Consider the following 23,852-nt stretch of genomic DNA (forward strand, 5'->3'; position numbering starts at 1 on the left):
CAGCCGGCTCGTACGCGCCCTGCGCGGCGGCCGCTCCGATGAGCATCAGCTCGGCGCGGGGGCCTCCGGTGAAGTGGTAGGCGTGCACCGCGGGGACGACGCGGCCGTCCCGGTTCCGGCCCGCGGCCGCCATGCGGTGCCGGCGGAGGCTGTCCCGGCCGGGGGGTGGCCGGCAACCGGGCGTCGGCGCCGGGGCGGCGCGGCGGTGGTGGGCGCCCGGCCCCGGGTGGGGGCGGGCGCCGGTGTCGCGGGGAGGGTCAGGGGGCGTCGACGAGGAGGCGGCCGTCGGTGGGGGCGAGGGCGGCGAGACCGTTCGCGTACGCGGACTGGACGCGGGCGCGCTCCGTGGCGTTCGGCACGGCGTTGGTGCAGGAGACCCCGCCGGTCGAGCCGGACATCAGCTGGGAGCAGGGGCCGGGCTTGGTGTCCGGGAGGCCCAGGCTGTGGCCCAGCTCGTGGGCCGCGATCCGGGTCTTGTCATAGCCCTGGCCGACGGCCTGGCTGCCGAGCTCCACCCGGACCTGCCGGCCCGGGCGGACGGGTCCGAGGGTGGCCTGCGGCCAGCCCGTGGTCGCGACGATGATGATCTCGGCCCGGGTGCCGGGTGCCGCCTCCACCAGCCGGACGTTGCTGACGTTCGCGTTCCAGGAGGCGACGCCGGCCGTGATGGCCGCCTCCCAGCCGGCGGCCCGGCTGTCGTCGTACCGCAGGGTCACCACGGCGGCGGCCTTCGGCGCGGAGGGGGCCTGGACGGGGGCGGGCGCGGCGGCGGCCGCGGTTCCGGCGGCGAGGACGAGCGCCGCGGCGGAGGTGCCCGCCTTCAGCCATGTGCGGAGGGGCATCGCTGCTCCTTCTGTCGTGGGGGGCCCGCCCCCTGGCAGGGACGGGAGCCCGGAAGGACGTCAACACCGCACACCGGCAAGGGCGTTCGGAGGTCCGTCGGTCCGGAGCCCTCTGACGTTAGACCCCGGCCGCCCCCGTTCGTCATGCCCCTGCCAGCCATTTCCGGCGGCCGCCCGCCGGACCCCGGCCGTCGGGCGTCCGACTTCCGGGACCCGGGGCGGGGGCGGCGCGTCCGCGCCGCCCCCGCCGGGCGTGGTGCCCGGTCAGGCCGCGTTCTCGACGAACTCCTCGTCGAGGCCGTCGCCCGGCAGGCCGGTCCCGTCGAACTCGGCGTCCTGCGGCATCGCGCCCATGAGGCCGCCCATGAGCTCGCCCAGGTCCAGCTCGGTGGCCCCGGCGGGGGCCGTCAGCTCGGCCTTCTCGTCCGTACCGGTCCGCAGGACCAGGCCGAACTTCCTGCCCTTCAGGTCCGGGACCAGCTGGGCCAGGTCCACACGGACCTCTTCCAGGTCCCCGTTCTTCAGGCTGAACTCGGCCGAGGCCTTGGTGTCGGGGATCTCCTTCAGGTCCTTGTCGGTCGGCAGGGAGTCGGCCGGCAGGTCCTTGGCGAGCGGGCGGATCTTCGCCAGCAGCTCGGTGATCAGGGTCCGCGCCGAGGCCGTGGCGGTGATCCGCTCGGCGCCGTCCTCGCCCTTGGCGGTCTTGAACTCCACCTCGCGGGCCATGACCTGACGGATGCCGCTGAGCAGCTCCTTCTGGGTCTTGGCGTCGAAGGAGGGCAGCGGTGCCGGCACCGGGGCCGGTGCCTCGCCGGGCGCCGCGCCCTTGTCCTTGGCGATCTCCGCCATCTTCTTGGCGTCGAGCTTCACCCACTCGCCGGCCAGCACCTTCTTGAGGCCGCCCGCCTCCGGCGGCAGCTCCGAGTCCGCCGGCAGCGGCATGCCCATGGCCTTGGTGAGGGCCTTCACGTCCGAGCGCAGGTAGACGAGGTCGCCGAGCACCCGGTACTCGACGAGGTCGCCGCCGGTGCCGCTGACCTTCATCGCCATCCCGACGAAGTCCTTGTCCTCGGACTCGGCGAGGGGCTTCTTCGACGAGACCGTGAAGCTGACCTTCGCGCCGGCGATCAGCTCGGCGGCCTCGTCCGGGACCTCCTCGCCGGGGGCCGGCTTGGACTCGGCGTCGAGGGCCTTGATGGTCTTCGCGTCGACGTCCAGGTCCAGCTCGAAGGAGACCGACTTCTCCTTGCCGAGGTTCTCGAAGGCCTGGTCCAGCTTCTTCCCGGCGGAAAGCTGCTCGACCGTGCCGCAGCCGGCCGCACCCGCCAGCACGGTGCCGACGACTGCGGTGGCGATGAGGGTCTTGCGCATGGCGGTAATGGTGGGTCTCCTCGTCAGTGCGATCGTTGCGCGGTCATCACGCGATCACACAGGAGACCCACAGCCCCGTCGAAAGGTTGTACGGGATTTTGCGCGGGAAGTCGTGCGGGAGGCGCGGGCCTTCTAGGCGAACACCGAGGCGGTCTTCTCCGCCGACTTCAGCGCACTGCCCGTCAGCACGACCACGGTCCGCTGGCCGGGGGTGATGTCCCCGGTGGCGATGAAGTGGTCGAGGGCCGCCGCGGCCACGCTGCTGGTCGGTTCGGCGAACAGTCCGCGCCCGCTGAGCGCGCGGACCGCGCCGCGGATCTCCGCCTCCGGCACGGCGTACGCGCCGCCGCCGGAGCGACGGACGGCCGCCACCGCCTCGGCCAGCCGGACCGGTTCGGCGATGGAGGCGCCCTCGGCGATGGTCGGCACCCGCTCGCCCCGCCCGGCCGGGTCGATGCCGTTGACGGTGTCCGCGATGGTCGCCCAGTGCTCGGGCTGTCCCACGAACAGGCGCGGCCGGGCGCCGATCTGACCGGCTTCCAGCAGTTCGCCGAACGCCAGGTCGCAGGCGATCACGTTGCTGCCGGCCCCGGCCACCAGGACCACGTTGTCCGGGGCCTCGAAGCCGAAGGACTCCCACATCTCGTAGGCCACCGTCTTGGTGCCCTGGATGAACAGGGGGTGCCAGTTGTGGCTGGCGTAGGGGATCCGCGCGGACTGGCGGACGGCCTCCGCCGCCACCTCGTCCCGGGTGCCGCCCACCAGCTCGATCTCGGCCCCGTAGGCCCGCGCCTGGAGGATCTTGGCGGCCGAGGTGGCCGCGGGCACCAGGATCCGGGCGCGGATGCCGGCCGCGGCCGCGTAGGCGGCCACCGCGGAACCCCCGTTCCCCGAACTGTCCTCCAGCACCCGCCGGACCCCGTGCGCGGCGAGGTGGGAGATCATGACCGAGACCCCCCGGTCCTTGAAGCTGGAGGTCGGGTTGAACCACTCCAGCTTGAAGTGGACGCGTACGCCGTTCCAGTCCACCGGGACCATCGGGGTGCAGCCCTCGCCCAGGCTCACCCGGTGGGCGGCAGGGACCGGGAGGGCCCGGTGGTAGCGCCAGAGGGAGCGTTCGCCCGTGTCGATCAGCCCGGGGCGCAGTCCCGGCGGCGGGTCGACGGTGAGCGGGCTCCCGTCCTCGCCCCGCCAGCGGACACCGTCCAGGGGGTAGCGGTTCCCGGCCCGGTCGTACGTCCCGTACGTCCCGTACGTCCCGTACGTCCCGTACGTCCGCGGTGCGGGCTGTTCGGCTGTGGGGTTCACGTGCGGCCTCCCTGGAGGGTGCGGCGGGCGGGTCAGCTGTGTCCGCCGCGGCTGTAGTACTCGGTGAGCAGGTCCCGGTACTCGGCGTCCCCGCGGTGCCGGAACTTGTCGTAGCCGGGGGAGTCCCTGATCTGCGCCTTGGTGAGGTCCACCCGGATCTCCTGCGCCTCGGTGTCGACACGCACGATGGCCCCGGCCGGGATCAGCACGTACGTGCCGAAGATCCAGGGGCCGGTGTCCACCACGACGGCGGCGGCCCCGACGTCCTCGGTGTGCTCGTCCACCTTGCCGATGTGCCCGTCGACGGCCTCCACCCGGAAGCCGATCAGCCGGGTGCCGGGCAGATAGCGGGACGCGGGGTCGTGGTTCCACATGTCAGGGCTCACCGGGCTCCTCGTTTCTCGTCGACGGGCCCGGTGATCCCTGCCCGCGGGGACCGGCCCCGCATCCCGGGGGTGCGCCGGTCGCCGCACAGCGCCACCCGAACGGGGGCGTCGGCTCACTCCACGGCCGCCGCGCCGCGCAGCAGGTTGTGGTCGGACATGTTCGCCGTGCGGCCCATCGCGTCGCCCTGCACGGTCCTGAAGTGGTCCGCGGAGACGAAGATGTAGTCCAGCTTCCCGTTCGGGTGGGTGGACTCCCCGGAACGGCAGTAGGAACGCCCCGCGCACACGGACCCGAAGTGGTCCTGGTCGGACTCGTCCACCTCGCCGTAGCGGCCCGTGCCGCCCTGGAACCCGTAGAACTCGCCGGTCTCGGGGCTCACGGGCGCGGCGTTGAAGTCACCGGCCAGGATCACCGGGAGGTTCCCGGCGGCCGCCCACGCGTCGACCTGGGAGCGGACCGCCTTCGCCTGCCGCAGCCGGTGGCTCTCCTCGCCCGCGGGCGTGTCCTTGTGGGTCAGATGGGTGACGCAGGACAGCGTGGTCCGCCCCTCGACGGAACCCTTGGCGCAGAGCAGGCCGCGCGCGTTGGTGTCGTACGGGCTCGCCGGCAGCGGGGCGGTCAGACGCTCCACGGAGGAGCCCTTCACGAACACGGCCAGCCCGAAACGCTTGTCGGGGCCCCACTTGCCGCAGCCCGAGGGCCCGCTGCTGGTGGCGTACCAGGCGGGCGCGTGGCCGGGGAGCGCGTCGCGCAGCGCGGCGTACTGGCCGTAGCAGACCTCGGTGAGCATCACCGAGTCCGCGGACCAGTTGTCGACCGCCTGCCTGATCGTCGCCGCCCACTCCTCCTTCGTGACGCCCTCGTGCGCACAGGAGGCGCCGCAGGCGTTGTACGTGAGCATCCGCACGGGCGGCGCGGTCGAGCCCGACACCACATCGGCCTGGGCGGCCGGCGCGAGGCCGAGGACGGTGAGCAGTGCGGCCGCGGCGAGCACCAGCGCGTTCCGCGCGGCTCCGGGTATGGGCATCGGTTCCGGATCTCCTAGGACGTTTCGAGGTGTCGACGTGTCGGATCGGGGGAGTCGGACCGCCCCCGGGGTAAATGGTTCTACCACGCTTCGTGTTGTCGGGCATGATCGGCGGGAGGGGGCCGTGCCGACGGCACGCGCCCGGGCGGAACACGGGCCGGGGGGCGCGGGTGGAGTGGGCAACGCTGGTCGCCACACTGGGCGGTGGTCTGATCGCGATCGCGGGCACGGTGCTGGCCGACCGGCTGCGGACCCGTCAGGAACACCGGCGCGCCGTCCTGTCGCGCCGCCGCGAGGTCTACACCGAGTTCATCGGCGCGGCGGGCGCGGCCCACACCGAACTCCGCCGGCTCGCCCAGGACACGGCCGGTGCGGACGACCTGGAGACGGCCAGCCGGGCCGCCCTGACCGACGCCCGGATCTACGAGGTCCGCGAACGCCTCTTCCTGGACGCCAGCGCCCGGATCGCGGGCGCGGGCCAGACCATGTTCGAGCGACTGCGCGCCCTCCGGAAGACGGTCGCCGGGGGTGCCGGGATCTCGGCCCGGGCGTTCCACGAGGTCTACCACCCCTATCTGGACGCCGTCTGGGCCTATCGGCAGGCCGTCCGCGAGGAGTTGGAGGGCCATGCCCTCGCCCCGGCCGACTTCGGCTGGTCCGCGTGGGACGGCCGCGAGCGCTGCCCGCAGTGCGGCGCACTGCCCGCCGGGGCGGAGGGTGATGTGACCCGGATCACCCGGCAGGGGCGATGAGATCGCCGGCCGGCACCGGTCCAACCCTGTGAACCCAGACCCCACCCGCACCGCACCGCACCGCACCATCACCGAACGGAAACGAGGAACCATGGCCGCCGAAGTGAAGGGCCCCGCCAGCTACTTCCCCTCCATCGAGAAGAAGTACGGCCGCCCGATCGCCGAGTGGAAGGAACTGATCCGCTCCTCCCCGCTCAGCAAGCACATGGAGCTCGTCGGCTGGCTCAAGACCGAGCACGGCCTGGGCCACGGCCACGCCAACGCCCTCGTCGCCCACACCCTCGCCGAAGGCGCCGTGCAGTAGGACGCGGCGGCCGGGGCGGCCCGGGCCGGCCCGCCGAGCTGCGGTCCCGGCCCGGGGTGCGCATGCTGGAAGGGCGGGCGGCCCCGCCCGGGCGGCACCACGCGGCATCACCCGGTACCGCGCGGTACCGCGCGGTACCGCGCACCGCGTGGCGACCCGGACACGGACCGCCACCCCTCCCGCCGATTGCGAGGTGTGGTCATGAGGCTGCGCAACGCGGCCGCGGCTGCCGCCGCGGCCCTGCCCCTCTCCCTGCTGTGCGTGTCCACGGCCCCGCCCGCCGCCGCGGCCACCACGCACACCATCGTCCTGACCGGGCGGATGACGGTCGCCAACGCGGGCGGCATCTTCACCGACGGCCGGACCGAGACCTTCAACATCCTGCGGCAGACCCGGCTGACCCACGACAACCCGGTGGACACGATCACCACCTCGCACTGCGTGGGCGACGAGAGCGTGGGCGAACTCAGCATCGGCCTGCGGCTCCGGCCGGACGAGACGGTCGTCGAGACGCCCACCTTCCGGCTGTTCGAGGGCTCCAGCTGCCGTACCAGGGACCTGGACGGCCAGATGGAGGGCATCCAGCAGGGGATGCGGCCCGGCGGAAGCCTCACGGGCGCCCAGCTGTCGGCCCGCAACGGCGAGGTGGGCTCCCCCGACAGTGCCGCGGTGACCTTCAACCTGAAGCACACCGCCGGCCCGGGGGTCGGGGCCGGACGCCCGGCCGAGGTGTCCGGGGTGGTCGCCAGCAGGCCCGACCCCGCCGACCCCTCGAAGGTGCAGGTGGTGTGGGAGGACACGGCGACGGACGAGACCCACTACCAGGTCCGCAACAGCAGGCTCGGCACCACGGTGAGCGTGGGCCCGAACACCACCTCGTTCGTCTTCACCGGCCAGCCGGCCGACCGGCAGTGCTACCAGGTCCGGGCGGGCAACGCCAAGGGCTCCTCCGACTGGACACCGGTGAACCCGTCGGGCGAGTGCGTCTGACGGCGCCGCACCCGCCCCTCGCATCGGGCCTCGTCAGGGTCCGTCAGGCGGGCGGGAGCTGGAAGCCGTGCCAGAAGAACCTCCCGTGCCAGGCGCGGAGCGGGGCGTCGAACCCACCGCTCGGCCGGCTGCCGAACACGTGCACGGTCATCGTGTCCGCCGCCACGTGCTCGTAGAGGGAGGCGATGTCATCGCGCCCGTCACCGTTGAAGTCTCCGGTGGTCAGGTTCATCCGCTCGGCCTCGCCCCAGTACTTCTCCGGAGCGTTGGGCTCCCTCCACGACTCGACGGGTTCGTCGAACACGCCGTTCGGGCGGGAGGTGAAGGTGTGCAGGGAGATCGAGCCGTTCGCCTCGTCGTAGAGGGCCGCGATGTCATCGCGGCCGTTGCCGTCGAAGTCCCCGCTCACGATCCGCGTCCGGTCCCACGGGAGCCACGTCCTGGTCCCCTGTTCGATGACGGGCCAGGACCGGAAGGAGGAGTTCAAGGTTCCGGAGCCGTCGGCCTTGGCGGTGAAGGTGTGGAGGCCGACCGCGCCGTTGGCGTAGCCGTAGAGGACCGCGATGTCGTCCCGGTGGTCGGAGTCGAACCTTCCGCTGACGATCTTCATCTGGCTGGTGCGGCCCCAGCCTCCCGGGCTCTCGTGGGCGTACTTCGGTGCCGCGAAGGTGCCGTCCGGACGGGCCGCGAAGGTGAGGAGGTTCCAGATGTCGCCGTTGCCGGCCTTGGTGTAGAGCGCGGCGATGTCGTCGCGCCCGTCGCCGTCGTAGTCCCCGCTGGTGAGGCGCATGCTGGCGTACCAGCCCCAGTCGGAGTTCGCCTTCCAGGAGGTGACACCCGCGGCGTAGCGGCCGTCGGGCTTGCCCAGGAAGGTGGTCAGGGAGATGACCTTCCGGCCCGCGGCGTCCGCCTGGGCCTCGTCGTTCAGGACGGCGAGGTCGAGGATCCCGTCGCCGTTGAAGTCGCCCTTGACGGGCTTGCGGTCGCGCACCGTGGTCGGGCTGACGGGCGCCAGGCCGCTCTTGCGGTCGCGGAAGGTTCCGTAGCCGGTCGTCCCGAGCGTGGACGGCCTGATGGTCTCCCTGTTGTCCTTGTCCTTTTCCTTGTAGAGGAAGGGGATGCCCGCGCGGCCGCCCTCGGTGAGGTCGTTCTGGCGGCGCAGGGCGTCCCAGTTGTCCAGGAACCTGTCGTAGATCCGGGAATCGGTGATCCGTAGCGCGGTCTCGTCGGCCTGGGTGACGGCGCTGTCGTTGAAATTGTCCGAACCGGTGTGGACCACGCGGTGCGCACCCTCGGCGTCCTCCCAGGCCAGGAGCACGTACTTGGAGTGCAGTCCGGCCGAGGCCCCGTTCAGCTGGTTCATCGTGACCGACCACAGCCGGACGTCACGGTCGGGGCGCTCCAGGTCCTCCGCCGCCTTGCTGGCGCCGGCCACCAGGATCCGGAACGCGCACCGCCTGCCGTCGGCGGAGGGCGGTGTCCCGGCCTTCTCGGCTATGGCCGCGTCCACCTCCGTACGACCACCCCAGGCGGCCATGGCGATGTGCACCACCGGGCCGGTGGCGCAGTCGAGGGCCCGGATGCTCCTGGCCACCGGGTCGTTGACGACCTTCCGGCCGTCCACCAGCACGGAGGACTCCCGGGGGTAGCGCCAGCCGGCGACCGTGCCCGCGTGTCCGGCGAAGTCGCCGTCCCCCTCGATGTCGGCCGGCCAGCGGCCGGTGCCCGAGTCCGTGAGCTCGTGCGCCCGCATGGTGTCCCAGGTGTGCTCGTAGCCCTGGTGGATCCCGGGGTCGTTCGAGCTGATGACCATGTTGTCCGCGAGCCCGGGACTGGTGGCCGACAGATTGTGCGAGGACTGGACGGCCACGTTCGTCCGGCCGTCCGTCAGGGCGCTGAACAGCCAGAACTTGTCGTGGTTGATCTCCTCGTTCCGCATGCAGCCGCGCCGGCAGAGGACCACGCGGGCCGTGCCGTCGGGAAGGTCGCCGAGGCCCGTCACCAGATCGCCGAGGGCCTTGGGGAGCGGGCTCTCGCAGTCCTGCACCGCGCCCGCCCAGTGGCAGCGCTCGCTGAGGACGCGGACGTCGACCGCGCGGCGCGCGGCCCGCAGGAGGGCTTCGGTGGTCCGCGCGTCGTCCATCGTGTAGAGGGACACCCGGATCCGGGAGTTCGGGGCGGCCTGGTCGATCAGGGCCGTCAGCCGGTCCTCGATGGTCCGGTCGTATCCCGCGGTGCCGGTGGGCCGCGGGTCGTTGAACACGGCCTCCAGCGAAGGCGCCGGGTCACCGGCGGTGGGGGCGGCCGCGGACGGCGCCGGAAACGACACCACGGCGGCGGTCAGGACGCTCAGCGCGAGCGCGGCAAGTCTGGTTCTTCTCAAGGATCCACCTCGTGGTTCACGGCCCGAATGCGCACGGCCCGCCGTGTTCTGACGGGCCGTGCACATCCTGCCGCAACCGCTCCGGCCTGCCGCGGGCCGGTCCCGGTCCGCCGGGAGGCGGTCCCGGGCCGGGCTCAGGCCTCGCGGCGGACCCGGGCCAGGGCGTCCTTCACCTGCTGCGCCACGCGCGCCGCGTCCTCGGGGTTGTGCACCACGTCCGTGCTGTTCATGTCGACGACGAGGACCTCACTGGCCGAGTAGTGGAGGTTGACCCAGTCGTCATAGCCCGACCACAGCGTCCGGTAGTACTCGACGAGGGACTCGTCCTGCTCGAAGTCGCGGCCCCGCAGACCGATCCGGTGCAGCACCGTCTCGAAGTCCGCCTTGAGGTAGACCATGAGGTCGGGGGCCTTCCGGTACGGCAGGCCGTCGATCTCGCGCATCATCTCGGCGAGCAGGCCCTCGTACACCCCCATCTCCAGGGAGCTGATCCGGCCCAGGTCGTGGTTGACCTTGGCGAAGTACCAGTCCTCGTAGATCGAGCGGTCGAGGACGTTGTCGCCCTTCTTGTACGCCTCCTTGATCGAGGCGAACCGGGTCTGCAGGAAGTACAGCTGGAGCAGGAAGGGATAGCGCCTGGCCTGGATCTCCTCGGGGCTCGCCGTGTAGAAGAGCGGGAGGATCGGATTGTCTTCCACGCTCTCGTAGAAGACCTCGCTGCCCAGCTCCTTGGCCAGCAGTTCGGCCACGCTGGTCTTGCCGATACCGATCATGCCTCCGACGCAGATCACTGGCATCCCTCACTTCTCCCTGGGGGTCTTCTGTCCGTGGGCGGCTGGGCTCGGTGCGCGCACCACTGGGAAGCACTCCGGCGGGTCACACGATTCCCCGGGAACTCCACGATCGGCGTCCGTGGTCCCGGTGCGGCCCGGGACCGACCGCTCCGCGGCCGTCGCGCAGAGCGACGATCCGCAGTCCCGCGGCCGGCTTGAATCTTAGATGACGAGCGGCCCGGCGTGGGCCACACCGGTGCCCGGTACGCTGGGCCGGCTCCGGAGGGCCGGGGCCCGAGCGGGTTACCGGGATACGGGGTGGGGAATGGCCAAGCATCGTCTGTCCAGGAAGGGGCGGTACATCGCTCTCGGGGCGACCACGGTCCTCGTCGTGGCCGGCGCCGGCCTCGCGGCCCAGAGCTCGGTGGCCGCCACCGTGTGGCCCGCGCAGCGCACCTACACCGGCCGCGCCTTCGACGCCTGCACCGCCCCCTCCCTCGCGGCCATGACCGCCTGGAGGAAGGACGCCTACTACGGCGGCGTCGCCGTCTACATCGGCGGCAAGAACCGCGGCTGCGCCCAGCCCAACCTCACCAAGCCCTGGGTGAAGTCCGTGGACAGCCTCGGCTGGCGGGTCATCCCGCTGTACGTGGGCGCCCAGCCGCCCTGCCAGAAGAGCGGGAACAAGGAGCGGTTCACCGCCGCCACCGCCGCCTCCGTCGGGGCGAGCAACGCCAACGACGCCGTGGCCAAGGCCGCCGCGCTCGGCATGAAGCCGGGCAGCCCGGTCTACCTCAACATGGAGTCGTACGACATCGCCGACAAGGCCTGCAACGACGCCACCCTGACCTATGTGCGGTCCTTCACCCGGACCCTGCGGGCCAAGACCTACCGGGCCGGGCTCTACGGCTTCAGCACCTCCAGCGCCAAGGCGATCGCCACCGCCAAGGACCGCACCGACCTGCCCGGCAACCTCTGGTACGCCCTGTGGAACGGCCAGGAGACCACCACCCGGGACTGGCCCTGGGACCCCAAGCTCTACACGGACCACAGCCGCGGCCACCAGTACAAGGCCAACAGCAAGGAGACCCGCGGCGGCCACACGATCAACGTGGACCGCAACGCCTGGGACGCCCCGGTGGCCATCGTCGGCTGACTCCGGCGCCCCTGCTTCCGGCGCCCCGGTTCCCGGTTCCCTGTCACGTGAACCAGGGACCGGGAATCGGCGACTTCACCCCGATCCGCACCATTTCTAGGCTGGGCGGGCAAGCAAGCGGGAGCAAGCGCCCCGTGCCGGGAGACGGTGCGGGGCGCCGAGGGAGTCGTCTTGGCCAGTCACGATCCGACAGATCACCCCGAGGGGCCGTCGTACAGCGCGTTCCGCGCGTCCGGAGCCCAGCAGCGGATGTACTTCCTCCAGCAGATGGAGGGGGACAGGCCGACCTACCACATGCCGGTGTTCGTCGAACTCGACGGGCCGGTGGACGGCCCGGCGCTCCGGGCCTGCGCCCAGGGGCTGCTCGACCGGCACGAGGCGCTGCGCACCCGGTTCGTGCTGCGGGACGGCGAACTGTGGCAGCACATCGACACCGCGGCGGAACTGGACTGGTCCTCGGCCACGGCGGCCGGGCCCGCCGAGATCGAGGCGTGGACGGCCGCCGAACACCACCGGCCCTTCGACCTGGAGTCGGGACCGGTGTTCCGGGCGGCGCTGCTGCACACCCCCGGCGGGGCCGTCCTCGCCCTCGCCCTGCACCACATCGCGGGCGACGGCTGGTCGGTGGGGATCCTGCTCCGCGAGCTGCTCACCTGCTACGCCGCCGGACCCGGGCTCCCCGTCGAGGCCCCCGAGTACCAGTACGCGGACTTCTCCGAATGGCAGCGGGAATGGCTCGACGGCCCCGCCGCCCGGACCCAGCTCGACTACTGGGAGCGTCAGCTGGGCGGCGAGCTCCCGGTGGCCCGGCTGCCCCGTGACCGCCGCCCCGGCACCGACCCCGCCGCCGCTGCCGGGCCCGGCCCGCGCGCGGCCGCCACGCACTCCTTCGCGGTGCCCGCCCCGGTGCTCGCCCGGATCGCGCGGCTGTGCCGGGACACCGGCAGCACCCCGTACATGGTGATGCTGGCGGCCTTCCAGATCGTCTTCGGCCGCCACACCGGCACCGAGGAGGTCCTCGTCGGCACCCCGGTGGCCAACCGGAACCGCAAGGAGTTCCACGACACTGCAGGACTCTTCGTCAACACCCTGGTGATCCGCTCCGACGTCTCCGACGACCCCGCCTTCCGCACCCATCTGGAGCGGGTCCGGGACACCGTCCTCGACGCCCAGGACCACCAGGACCTGCCCTTCGAGCGGATCGTCGACCGGCTCACCGCCGGACGGGCCGCCGAGGAGGACTCCGCGCTCTTCCAGGTCATGTTCGGCCTGCACGAGGAGGACGGCCTGACCGAGGGGCTGCCCGGACCGCCCGCCCGGCTGCTCGAAGGGCCGGCGGGCACCGCCAAGTTCGACCTCACCTTCGACGTGGTCCGCACCGGCGGAGCGCTCGGCTGCCGGCTGGAGTACCGGTCCGACCTGTTCGGCGCCGCCGCCGTGGAGCGGTTCGGCCGCCACTTCCTCCGTCTGCTGGACGCCGCCACCGAACACCCCGGGCTGCCGGTCGCCGCCCTGCCCATGCTCTCCGCCGGGGAACGGGCGGGCATCGGCTCCGACCCGGGCCCGGCGGCCCCGGGCCCGCGGCGCTGCGTGCACGAGGCCTTCGCCGAGCACGCCGCCCGCACCCCCGACGCCATCGCCCTGGTCCACGAGGGGACCGCCCTCACCTACCGCGAGCTCGACGTCCGGGCGAACCGGGTCGCGCACCGGCTGCGCGCCCTCGGCGTGGGCCCCGACACCCTGGTCGGCCTCTGCCTGCCGCGCTCCGCCGAACTCGTCGTCGGCCTCCTCGGCATCCTCAAGGCCGGCGGCGCCTACCTCCCGCTGGACCCGGACAACCCCGCCGAGCGGCTGCGCCACATCATCGAGGACTCCCGGCTGGAAACCGTCGTCGGCACCACCGCCACCCTGGGCCGGTGGGCCGGCCCCGCCCCGCACACCGTGGACCTGCTGGCCGACGCCGAGCTGCTGGCAGCCCAGCCGGACACCGCCCCCGACACCGGGGTCACCCCCGACCACCTGGCCTACGTCATCTACACCTCCGGCTCCACCGGGCTGCCCAAGGGCACCCTGGTGCCGCACGCCAACATCACCCGGCTGTTCACCGCCACCGACCACTGGTTCGGCTTCGGGCCCGGGGACGTGTGGACCCTGTTCCACTCCATCGCCTTCGACTTCTCCGTCTGGGAGCTGTGGGGCGCCCTCGCCCACGGCGGCCGGCTGGTCGTCGTCCCGTACGGCACCAGTCGGACGCCCGAGGAGTTCCACCGGCTGCTGCGCGAGGAGCGGGTCACCGTCCTCAACCAGACCCCGTCCGCCTTCTACCAGCTGGCCCGCGCCGACGAGGACCACCACCGGACGGCGGGCCCGGACGGCCCCGGGCTGGCCCTGCGGCACGTGGTCTTCGGCGGGGAGGCCCTCGACCTGGGCGCCCTCGCCGGATGGTTCGCCCGGCACGGGGACACCGCACCCCGGCTGGTGAACATGTACGGCATCACCGAGACCACCGTGCACGTCACCTACCGGCCGCTCACCGCCCGGGACGCCGTCGCCGACCGGGGCAGCGTGATCGGCGTCCCCATCCCCGACCTCCGCCTCCACCTGCTCGACGCCCGCGGCCGCGCCGTCCCGCAGGGCGCCGTCGGAGAGCTGTACGTGGCCGGGGCCGGGCTGGCCCGCGGCTATCTGCGCAGGCCCGAGCTGACCGCCGAACGGTTCCCCGCCGACCTCGGCGACCGGACCTCCGAACGGACCGGCGACCGGATCGCGGACGCGCCCGCCGGCCCGGCCGCCGGAGAACGCCTCTACCGCACCGGAGACCTGGCCCGCGCCCTGCCCGACGGGGACCTGGAATACCTCGGCCGCATCGACCACCAGGTCAAACTGCGCGGCTTCCGGATCGAACTCGGCGAGGTCGAGGCGGCCCTGGCCGCCCACCCGCGGGTCGAGGCCGCCGTGGCCCTGGTCGCCCCGGACCCCTCGGGGACCGAGGTGCTCGTCGGCTACCTCGCCGTACCGGGCGCCGAGGACGGCGGCGGCCCCACCGTGGGCGAACTCCGCGAGCAGCTGGCCCGCAGGCTCCCCGACTACATGATCCCCGGCGCCTTCGTCACCCTGCCCGCGCTCCCGCTGACCGCCAACGGCAAGACCGACCGCCGCCGGCTGCCCGCCCCCGGCACGCTGGCCAGAACCCCCGCGGCCGTCCACGAGACCCCCCGCGGGCCGGTCGAGACCGCGCTCGCCGAGGTCTTCGGCCAGGTCCTCGGCCACCAGGGGGTCGGCGCCCTGGACGACTGGTACGCCCTCGGCGGGGACTCCATCCGCTCCCTCCAGGTGCTCGCCCGGATCCGCGAACGCGGCCTCGACCTCTCCGTCGCCGACCTCATGCGGCACCGCACGCCCCGCGCCCTGGCCCCCCTGGTGGGCCGCCGGGAGCCGGCCGCCGGCGGCGAGGCCCCGTACCGGCCGTTCGCCCTGCTCACCCCCGAGGACCGGGCCGCCCTGCCGGACGGACTGGAGGACGCCTACCCGATGACCCGGCTCCAGGCCGGCATGCTCTACCACAGCGACCTGCCCTCGGCGGGCGGCCGGGTCTACCACAACGTGGCCTCCTACCTGGTCGAGGCGGCCCACTCGGAGGAGGCCTGGCGCGCTGCCGTCGGCAGCCTCGCGGCCCGCCACGAGATGCTCCGCACCTCCTTCGAACCGCACCGGTTCTCCGAACCCCTCCAGCTGGTGCACCGCGGGGCCCGTCCCGACATCACCTTCGAGGACCTGTACGGACTCGACCCCCAGGCGCGGGAGACCGCCGTCGCCGCCCGCTACGCCGCCGAGCGCGACCGCCCCTTCGACTGGCAGCGGCCCCCGCTGATCCGCTTCCACGTCCAGCGGCTCACCGACACCCGGCTCCGGCTCTTCGTCGCCGAGCACCACGCCGTCCTCGACGGCTGGAGCGAACGCTCCCTCCTCACCGAACTCGCCACCGCCTACACCCGGGCCCTCACCGCCCTCTCCGCCCGCACCCCCGGGAACGCCCCCGCGGACCCCCCGGACCCGGCGCCCCGCTCCCGCTACGCCTCCTTCGTCGCCCTCGAACGGGCCGCCCTGGCCGATCCCGGACAGCGCGCCTACTGGACCGCCCGGACCGCCGGCGCCCCGGTGACCCGGCTGCCCCGCCCGTCCGCCACCGGCGGGCTCGCCCGGATGTCCTGGCACCTCGCCCCCCTCCCGGAGGGGCTGCACGCCCGGCTCACCGCCCTGGCCGCCGAATGCGCCGTACCGCTGCGCACCGTCCTGCTCGCCGCACATCTGCGGGTGATGGCCCTGCTGGGCGGCACCGACGAGACCACCACCGGGGTGGTCCACAACGGACGGACCGAGGAGGCCGACGGCGACAAGGTGGTGGGCGTCTTCCTGAACACCCTCCCGATGCGCGTCGACACCGGCGGGCTCAGCTGGCGGGACCTGATCGGCCGGGTCGCCGGGCAGGAGGCGGAACTGCACCCGCACCGCCGGTTCCCGCTGGCCGAGATCCTGCGGCTGTCCGGCGGCAGCCCCCTCTTCGAGACCTTCTTCAACTACACGCACTTCCACATCGAACGGGACGGGCCCGCCGACGGCGGTTTCACCGTGCTGGAGGAGACCGGCGAGGCGGGCACCGACTTCGCCTTCGGCGCCGAGTTCTCCCGCAGTTCCGACGGCTCCCTCCTCGAACTCGGACTGCGCTACGACGCGGCCCAGTTCTCCGAGGAGCAGATGGCCGGCGCCCACGCCTCCTACACGGCCGCCCTGCGCGACCTGGCCGAGGCCCCGGACCGCGACTGCACCGCCGCCGACCTGCTCCCCGAGGCCGACCGCCGCCGCTACGCCGGATGGAACCGGACCGCCGTGCACTACCCGCGGCCGCACGTCCTGACCCGGCTGATCGACGAGCAGCGGGACCGCACCCCCGACGCCCCCGCCGTCCGCTTCGAGGGCCGGGAACTCAGCTACCGCGCCCTGGACGCGGAGGCCGAACGGCTCTGCGCGGTGCTCCGGGCGTGCGGCGCCGCTCCCGGCGGCTTCGTCGGACTGCTGCTGGAGCGCTCCCTCGCCCTGCCCGTGGTGCTGCTCGCCGTCCTGAAGTCCGGTGCCGCCTACGTCCCCCTCGACCCGGAGCACCCGGAGCCGCGGGTGCGCTCCCTGCTCGCCGAGTCCGGGATCCGTCTGGTGGTCGCCGAAGGGGAGTGGGCCGACCGGCTGGCGGGCACCGGGACCGAGGTCGTCCGGCCGGACGGCACCACGACCGGCACCGCCCCCGGCACGGCCCCCGTCCCCGGCACCGCCACCGCGCCCGCCACCGCGCCCGCCCCCGTACCGGCCCCGTACCCCGGTCCGGAGCCCGCCGACCCGGCGTACATGATCTTCACCTCGGGTTCCACCGGCAAGCCCAAGGGCGTGGTGGTCTCCCACCGGGCCATCGCCAACCGGCTGCTGTGGATGCAGGAGGAGTACCGGCTGACCCCGGGGGAGCGGGTGCTGCACAAGACCCCCTACACCTTCGACGTCTCCGTGTGGGAGCTGTTCTGGCCGCTGATCGCCGGAGCCACCCTGGTGCCGGCCCGCCCCGGCGGCCAGCGCGACCCCGGATACCTCTCCGGCCTGATCCGGGACGAGCGGGTCAGCACCGTCCACTTCGTCCCCTCGATGCTCAGCGCCTACCTCGACGACCCCGCCGCGGTCCGCCGCTCCGCCGGACTGACCCGGGTGGTGTGCAGCGGCGAGGCCCTGCCGCACGACGTCCAGCGCCGGTTCTTCGAACGGCTACCCGGGGTCGAACTGCACAACCTGTACGGGCCCACCGAGGCGGCCGTGGACGTCACGCACTGGCGCTGCCGGCCCGACGGCGGGGACACCGTGCCCATCGGTCACCCCATCGCCAACATGCGCACCCATGTCCTGGACCGGCGGCTGGCCGAGGTCCCCCTCGGGGTCACCGGCGAACTGTTCCTCGAAGGCGTGGGCCTCGCCGACGGCTACCACCTGCGCCCCGGGCTCACCGCCGAACGGTTCGTCGAGCACACCGGCCCCGACGGCACCACCCGCCGCCTCTACCGGACCGGGGACCTCGCCCGGCACCGCCCCGACGGGGCCCTGGAGTACGCCGGCCGCACCGACCACCAGTTGAAGATCCGCGGGTTCCGGGTCGAGCCGGGGGAGATCGAGGCGGTGCTCGGAGAGCACCCGCGGGTGCGCGACTGCGCGGTGCTGCCCCGCGCCGGACGGCTGGTCGGCTATCTGGTGCCGGAGACTCCGGGCGCCGCACCCGGACCGGCCGAGCTGGCCCGGCACGCCCGGGAACGGCTGCCCGAGTACATGGTCCCCGCCGCCTGGGTGACGCTCCCGGCCCTCCCGCTCACCGCCAACGGCAAACTGGACCGCGCAGCCCTCCCCGACCCGGACCCGGCGGCGGCCCGCGCGGGCGCCGAACCCACCCCGCCCCGCGACGCGCTCGAAGCCCGGCTCGCCGGGATCTGGGAAGGGCTGCTGGGCACCGGACCGGTCGGAGTCCACGACGACTTCTTCGACTCCGGCGGCCACTCCATCGACGCGCTCCGGCTGATCGGCCGGATCAACCAGGCCTTCGGCGAGAGCCTCGGCGTCCCGGCCGTCCTGGAGCACCCCACGGTCGCCCGGCAGGCCGGACTCCTGCGGAGCCGCCCGTCCGGCCCGGACCCGGTGGTCCGGATCCGGCCCGGGGGCTCCCTCGACCCGGTCTTCCTGGTCCACCCGGTCGGCGGGAACGTCCTCTGCTACCGGTCCCTGGCCGCGGGACTGGGCGAGGACCGGCCGGTGTACGGGCTGGCGGCCCCGGGGCTCACCTTGCCCGAGGACACCCCCGGACCCGGTTCTGGTCCTGGACCCGTCACCGTGCCGGAACTGGCCGAGGCCCATCTGGACGCCCTGCGCCGGATCCGCCCGACCGGCCCCTACCACCTGGCCGGCTGGTCCTTCGGAGGGCTCCTCGCCTACGAGATGGCGGTCCGGCTGCGGGCCGCCGGGGAGGAGGTCGGCACCCTGGCCCTGCTGGACACCGGCTACCCGGACCCCGGCGGCCTGCCCGCCGACGAGAACGAGCTCGTCGAGTGGTTCCACGAGGACCTCGCCCGGTCCGCCGGCTACGACCCCACCGAGGAGGACACGGCCGCCCTGCGGAACGCCCTGGCGGACGCCCCCGACACCGGGGCCCGGCTCGCCGTGCTCGCCGAGCGGGTGGCCCTGGAGGGCTTCGCCCCCGGCCTGGACCCGCGGGAACTCGCCCGGCACCACGCCGTGTTCCGCACCGGCGTCCACGCCACCGCCACGTACGAGCCGCCGGCCGCCCCCTGCCCCGTGCTGTTCCTGCAGAGCGGGACCGGGGCCCGGGAGCGGGCCGCCGACCGCTGGGCGGAACGCGCCCCGGAAGGCTTCACCCGGCACGAGGCGGCCACCGACCACTACGGACTGATGCGGCCGCCGCACAGCACCCGGGCCGCCGCCCTCCTGCGCACCGCCCTGGACGCGTCCGACCCCCGCTGACCGGGCCCCGCCCCGACCGGCACCCCCGCACCACGCCCACCCCCACCCCTTCGCCTTCGCCTTCCCGCGCCGCGCCGCGCGCCGACCAGGCGTGCGCCGACCCGCGCCCCGCACCAGACCAGGAACGGAACACCACGTGACGAGCGATACCCCGGGGCCCGCCCCCGAGCTGAGCGGCCGCATCCGCGGCGGCCCCGCCGAACTCCTGCACGAGGAAGTGCTCGCCCCGCAGTTCGCGTTCGAGTCCCGCCACCTGCTGCGCCACTACACGGCCATCGAGAAGACCCTGACCGCCGAATACCTCCGGATGGAGCTGATCACCGCCGAGGAGGCCGGACGGATCGGCGCCCTGCTGGACTCCATCGGTCCCGACACCCTCAGCGCCCGCCCCGGCGCCAACATGTCGGACATCGCCTTCGCCCTGGAACAGCACGTCGAAGCGGGCCTGCCCGCCCCGGTGGTCCGCTGGCACGCCGACCGCAGCCGCAACGACCTCCAGGCCTGCGCCCAGCTGATGCACGGCCGTGAGCAGCTCGCCCGGTTCGCCGAGGCCCTCCTCGAACTGGGCTCGGTGGTGCACCGGACGGCAGGCGACAACCTCCACCTGCCGATGCCCGGCTACACCCACTTCCAGGCCGCCCAGGTCATCACCCCGGGCTTCCACCTCGCCGCGCTCTCCGAGCAGCTGCTGCACACCCACACCCGGCTGCTGCACGCCTACTACGGCATCGACGCCTGCCCGCTCGGCGCCGGCGCCATGGCCGGCCAGGAACTGCCCTGGGACCGCGACCGGATGGCCCGGCTGCTGGGCTTCGGGCGCCCCCAGCCGCACGCCCTGACCGCGGTGGCCTCGCGCCGCTGGAGCGCCGAACTCACCGCCGAACTCGGCCTGCTGGGCACCGCCCTGAGCCGGTTCGTCACCGACCTGCTGACCTGGGGCGGCAGCGAGCACGGGTTCCTCGAACTCCCCGACGAACTGTCCGGGATCTCCTCCGCGATGCCGCAGAAGAAGAACTACCCGATCCTGGAACGCGTCCGGGGCCGCACCGCCCACCTGGCCGCCTTCCACCTCGACGTGCTCCTCGGCCAGCGCAACACCCCCTTCTGCAACCTGGTCGAGGTGTCCAAGGAGGCCGGCACCCATCTGCTGGACGCCTTCGACTCGGCGCACGGCACCGTCCGCCTGCTCACCGAGGTGCTCCGCCGGGTCACCTTCCGCGCCGACCGGATGCGCGCGGCCTGCGAACGGGAGTTCCTCGGCGGATTCAGCCTCGCCAACGCCCTGTGCCTCACCGAGGGGGTGCCCTGGCGCACCGCGCAGGTCCTCGCCGGGAAGTACGTGGTGCTGGCCCACGCGGCGGGAGCCGCCCCGGCCCCGGGCGAGCCCGCCCTGCTCGCCGAGGCCGCCGCCGCACACGGCCTCACCCTCACCGACCCCGCCCGGCTGCTCGCCGAGGCCTTCGACATCGACCGCGGCCTGGACCGCATGGCCTCCGCCGGCTCCGCCCGCCCCGAAGCCGTCCGCGCACTCCTGGAGACCCAGCGGGAGGCGTACGAGACCGTCGGCGCCGCCTGGCGCTCCCGCGCGGCCGCCGTCCGGGCCGGACTCGACGAGGGCGACCGCGCCCTCCGCCCGGCCGCCCGGCCCGACACCCACCAGGAGGAGGACGGTGACGGTGCCCGCACCCGTATACAGCCGACCCGCTGACCCCGCCGCGCCCGCGGCCGCCGCCCCCGGCCCGGCGCCGGACGGCGGGCCCGCCACCGGCACGGCCACCGGCACGGCCATTGGCACCGCCTTCGGCACCTTCGGCGAACTCCTCCAGGGCGCCCTCCCGACGCCGCGCGGCGAGTTCCTCGTCACCTTCCCGCTCGCCCGCTGGGCCACCGCCGTCTTCCGGCCGTCCCCCGGACGGCCCGGGGTCCTGGTCCGGCCGGCCCACAAGGGCAAGTCCCGGCGGGTCGCCGAAGCCGTCCTCCGCTCCCTGGGAGTTCCCGACGGCGGCCTCCTCGACGTGGCCGGGGACCTCCCCGAGGGCAAGGGCCTGGCCAGCTCCTCCGCCGACCTGGTGGCCACCGTCCGGGCCGTCGGAGCCGCCTACGGCCGGGAGTTCACCCCCGCCGAGACGGAGGACTTCCTGCGCGGCATCGAACCGGCCGACGGGGTCATGTACGACGAGATCGTCGCCTTCCACCACCGCGAGGTGCGGCTCGGCCGCCGCCTCGGAGTCCTGCCCCCGCTCGCCGTCGTCGCCCACGACGAGGGCGGACAGGTCGACACCGTCGCCCACAACCGGGGCGCCCGCACCATCGACACCGCGGCCCGGCAGGAGTACGCGCTGCTGCTGGACCGGCTCACCGGAGCCGTGGCGGCCACCGACCTCCCGGAGGTCGGCGCCGTCGCCACCCGCAGCGCCGAACTCAACGCCCACCGGCGCCCCCGCCCCGGCTTCGCCGAACTCCGCGCCCTGTGCCGGGAGGTCGACGGCCTCGGCCTGGTCCTCGCGCACAGCGGCACCATGCTCGGCGTCCTCCTCGAAGCCCACGACCCGGCCCTCCCCGGCAAGACCGAGCACATCAGGGCCGGCTGCGCGGCCCTCGGCGGAGAGGTGTCCGTACACCGCTCCCTGGGCGCCGGCGACGACTGGAGCCCCCCGGCCACCGCCCTCCACCCCCTCGACCGGGAGAACTGACCATGCTGTTCGACACCGTGACGGACGCCATCGGCCGGACCCCGCTGGTCCGGCTGCGCCTCGGCGAGGCCCGCGGCGTGGAGGTCTACGCCAAACTGGAACTGCAGAACCTGTTCGCGATGAAGGACCGCGTCGCCCGCAACATCCTGCTGGAGGCCCGCCGGCTCGGCACCCTGCGCCCCGGCGCCCCCGTGATCGAGAGCTCCTCGGGCACGATGGCGCTCGGCGTCGCCCTCGTCGGCCGCGCGCTGGGCCACGAGGTACACATCGTCACCGACCCCCGGATCGACCCGGTCACCCTGGCCAAACTCCGGGCCCTGGACTGCCGGGTGCACCTCGTGTCGGCCATGACCGGCCAGGGCTGGCAGAGCGCCCGGCTGGAACGGCTCGCCGAACTCCTCGCCGAACTGCCCGGCGCGTTCTGGCCCCAGCAGTACACCAACCCCGACAACCCCGGCGCCTACCGCGACCTCGCCGACGAACTCCGCGCCGACCTCGGCCACTTCGACACCCTCGTCGGCGCCGTCGGCAGCGGCGGCTCCCTCTGCGGGACCACCCGGGCCCTGCGCGAGACCCTGCCCGGTCTGCACACGGTGGGCGTCGACTGCGTCGGCAGCTCCCTGTTCGGCCAGCCCGACGTGCCCCAGCGGCTGCAGAGCGGACTCGGCAACAGCCTGCTGCCCGGCAACCTGGACCGCACCCTGATCGACGAGGTCCACTGGCTCAACGACCACGAGGCCTTCGCCGCCACCCGGGACCTCGCCCGCGAACAGCAGATCTTCGGCGGCAACACCTCCGGCTCCGTCTACCGGGTCCTCACCGGACTCGCCGACCGCGTCGCGCCCGGCACCCGGATCGTCGGCATCCTCCCCGACCGCGGCGACCGCTACGCCGACACCGTCTACGACGAGGAGCACTGGGCGGCCCACCGGCTGCGCGCGGTGCCGACCGCCGCGGCCCCGGCGCCGCTGGCCGACGGGGAGACCGCCCGCACCTGGTCCAGCCGCTCCTACCAGCCGCCCTCCGGAATCCACCGCCACCTGCTGTTCGTGGAGTCCAACACCACCGGAACCGGCATGCTGGCCCTGCGGCGCGCCCGCGAACTGGGCACCGTACCGGTCCTGCTGACCGGCGACCCCGACCGCTACCGGGGCCTCGCCGCCACCGGCGCCGAGGTGCTGCCCTGCGACACCAACTCCGACGCCGCCCTGCGCGCCGCCGTCCAGCAGCGGTTCCGCCGCGAGGAGATCGCCGGCACCACCACGACCAGCGACTTCTACGTCCCGGCCGCCGCCCGGCTGGCCCGCTGGCTCGGCCTGCCGGGCAACCCGCCCGAGGCGGTGGCCGTCTGCCGCGACAAGTCGGCCCTGCGCGAGGTCCTCCGGGCGGCGGGCGTCCGCCAGCCCCGGCACGCCCTCGTCCGGGACCCCGCCGAAGCCGCGGCGGCCGTCGCCGTCACCGGACTGCCCTGCGTGGTCAAACCGGCCGACGACTCCGGCTCCACCCATGTCCTGCTCTGCGCCGACGAGGAAGCCGTCCGGGCCCACACGGCCCGCATCCTCGCCGTCACCACCAACGCCCGGGGCATGGCCACCGCCCGGACCGTCCTGGTGGAGGAGTACCTGGACGGGCCCGAGTACAGCGTGGAGACCTTCGGCACGGACGGCCGCACCGAATGCGTGGGCATCACCGCCAAGTCCGTGACCGGCACCCCGCACTTCGTCGAGCACCGGCACCTCTTCCCCGCCCCGCTGCCCCCCGCCACCGCCCAGCGGATCACCGAGACGGTGACCGCCGCCCTGGACGCGGCCGGCCTGCGGCTCGGCGCCGCCCACACCGAGGTCAGGCTGACCGCCGACGGACCCGCCCTGATCGAGATCAACCCCCGGCCCGCCGGCGGCATGATCCCCGAACTCATCAGGCTGGCCACCGGGGTCGACCTGCTCACCGAGCAGCTCCGCGCCGCCCTCGGCCTGCCCCCCGGGCTCAAGTCCGCGCCCGACGGGCACGCCGGCATCCGGTTCCTGCTCGCCCCCGCCGACGGCACCCTCACCGCCGTCCACGGCACCGGGGAGGCGGCCGCCGTTGCCGGAGTCGAGTCGGTGCTCGTCACCGCCGCCCCGGGAACGCCCGTCCAGCGGGCGCGCAGCGCCGCCGACCGGCTCGGGCACGTGATCGCCCGCCACCGGGACCCCGAGGGGGTGTACGCCGCCCTGGACGCGGCGCACGCCCTGCTCCGCCTCGACATCGAGGCCCCCGACCGAACCTGACCCGCCCTCCCGCGCCGCACGCCCCGTACGAGCGCACCC

Annotated in this window: 15 protein-coding genes and 1 pseudogene; 8 read left to right on the top strand and 8 right to left on the bottom strand. The window is 74.0% G+C overall.

The window, feature by feature from the left end:
* Positions 1-7: 7 nt before the first annotated feature.
* The 6 genes and pseudogenes from ACZ50K_RS28590 to ACZ50K_RS28615 form a co-directional block, all read right to left on the bottom strand.
* Positions 8-139 (bottom strand): annotated as a pseudogene (locus ACZ50K_RS28590) (cytidine deaminase); the annotation flags it as partial.
* Between the two features lie 118 nt (positions 140-257).
* Positions 258-842: a snapalysin family zinc-dependent metalloprotease gene (locus ACZ50K_RS28595; RefSeq protein WP_468908161.1), complete on the bottom strand. Its 585-nt coding sequence runs from the start codon at positions 840-842 to the stop codon at positions 258-260.
* A gap of 264 nt (positions 843-1,106) precedes the next feature.
* On the bottom strand, positions 1,107-2,213 hold the full coding sequence (locus tag ACZ50K_RS28600) for a hypothetical protein (RefSeq protein ID WP_468908163.1): 1,107 nt from the start codon (positions 2,211-2,213) through the stop codon (positions 1,107-1,109).
* A gap of 132 nt (positions 2,214-2,345) precedes the next feature.
* Complete coding sequence (locus tag ACZ50K_RS28605; RefSeq protein WP_468908258.1) at positions 2,346-3,422, bottom strand: pyridoxal-phosphate dependent enzyme; 1,077 nt, start codon at positions 3,420-3,422, stop codon at positions 2,346-2,348.
* A gap of 131 nt (positions 3,423-3,553) precedes the next feature.
* Positions 3,554-3,907, bottom strand: coding sequence for a PRC-barrel domain-containing protein (locus ACZ50K_RS28610; RefSeq protein ID WP_468908165.1), 354 nt, complete (start codon positions 3,905-3,907; stop codon positions 3,554-3,556).
* A 113-nt stretch (positions 3,908-4,020) separates the two neighbouring features.
* A complete protein-coding gene (locus tag ACZ50K_RS28615; RefSeq protein WP_468908166.1) occupies positions 4,021-4,935 on the bottom strand; it encodes an endonuclease/exonuclease/phosphatase family protein in 915 nt (304 codons plus the stop codon).
* Between the two features lie 170 nt (positions 4,936-5,105).
* On the opposite strand from ACZ50K_RS28615, the gene ACZ50K_RS28620 reads away from it, so the two are divergent.
* From ACZ50K_RS28620 to ACZ50K_RS28630, 3 genes are all read left to right on the top strand, one after another.
* Positions 5,106-5,687, top strand: coding sequence for a CchlQ (locus tag ACZ50K_RS28620; protein ID WP_468908167.1), 582 nt, complete (start codon positions 5,106-5,108; stop codon positions 5,685-5,687).
* Between the two features lie 91 nt (positions 5,688-5,778).
* Entirely contained in the window at positions 5,779-5,991 is a 213-nt protein-coding gene (locus tag ACZ50K_RS28625) for a DUF4287 domain-containing protein (RefSeq protein ID WP_468908169.1), read from the top strand.
* A 201-nt stretch (positions 5,992-6,192) separates the two neighbouring features.
* Positions 6,193-6,981 (top strand): hypothetical protein, encoded by a 789-nt coding sequence (locus ACZ50K_RS28630; protein ID WP_468908171.1) that lies wholly within the window; start codon positions 6,193-6,195, stop codon positions 6,979-6,981.
* Between the two features lie 43 nt (positions 6,982-7,024).
* Here ACZ50K_RS28630 and ACZ50K_RS28635 read toward each other — a convergent pair whose 3' ends face one another.
* On the bottom strand, positions 7,025-9,364 hold the full coding sequence (locus tag ACZ50K_RS28635; RefSeq protein ID WP_468908172.1) for an FG-GAP-like repeat-containing protein: 2,340 nt from the start codon (positions 9,362-9,364) through the stop codon (positions 7,025-7,027).
* A gap of 134 nt (positions 9,365-9,498) precedes the next feature.
* Positions 9,499-10,161 (bottom strand): deoxynucleoside kinase, encoded by a 663-nt coding sequence (locus ACZ50K_RS28640; RefSeq protein WP_468908173.1) that lies wholly within the window; start codon positions 10,159-10,161, stop codon positions 9,499-9,501.
* Positions 10,162-10,462: 301 nt separating this feature from the next.
* Here ACZ50K_RS28640 and ACZ50K_RS28645 point away from each other — a divergent pair, with 301 nt between their 5' ends.
* From ACZ50K_RS28645 to ACZ50K_RS28665, 5 genes are all read left to right on the top strand, one after another.
* Positions 10,463-11,293, top strand: coding sequence for a glycoside hydrolase domain-containing protein (locus ACZ50K_RS28645; protein ID WP_468908174.1), 831 nt, complete (start codon positions 10,463-10,465; stop codon positions 11,291-11,293).
* 171 nt (positions 11,294-11,464) lie between these two features.
* On the top strand, positions 11,465-18,850 hold the full coding sequence (locus tag ACZ50K_RS28650) for an amino acid adenylation domain-containing protein (RefSeq protein ID WP_468908175.1): 7,386 nt from the start codon (positions 11,465-11,467) through the stop codon (positions 18,848-18,850).
* Positions 18,851-18,986: 136 nt separating this feature from the next.
* Positions 18,987-20,558 carry a lyase family protein gene (locus ACZ50K_RS28655; protein WP_468908177.1) on the top strand — a complete coding sequence of 524 codons (1,572 nt, stop codon included), beginning with the start codon at positions 18,987-18,989 and terminating at the stop codon, positions 20,556-20,558.
* Positions 20,527-21,543, top strand: a complete 1,017-nt coding sequence (locus tag ACZ50K_RS28660; protein ID WP_468908178.1) for a GHMP family kinase ATP-binding protein — start codon at positions 20,527-20,529, stop codon at positions 21,541-21,543. Before ACZ50K_RS28655 ends, ACZ50K_RS28660 begins: the two co-directional genes overlap by 32 nt.
* A 2-nt stretch (positions 21,544-21,545) precedes the next feature.
* The gene (locus ACZ50K_RS28665; protein WP_468908179.1) at positions 21,546-23,813 is read left to right on the top strand and encodes a pyridoxal-phosphate dependent enzyme; all 2,268 of its coding nucleotides are present in this window, start codon (positions 21,546-21,548) and stop codon (positions 23,811-23,813) included.
* Positions 23,814-23,852: the final 39 nt, after the last annotated feature.

Source organism: Streptomyces sp. NPDC033845 (assembly GCF_055576225.1).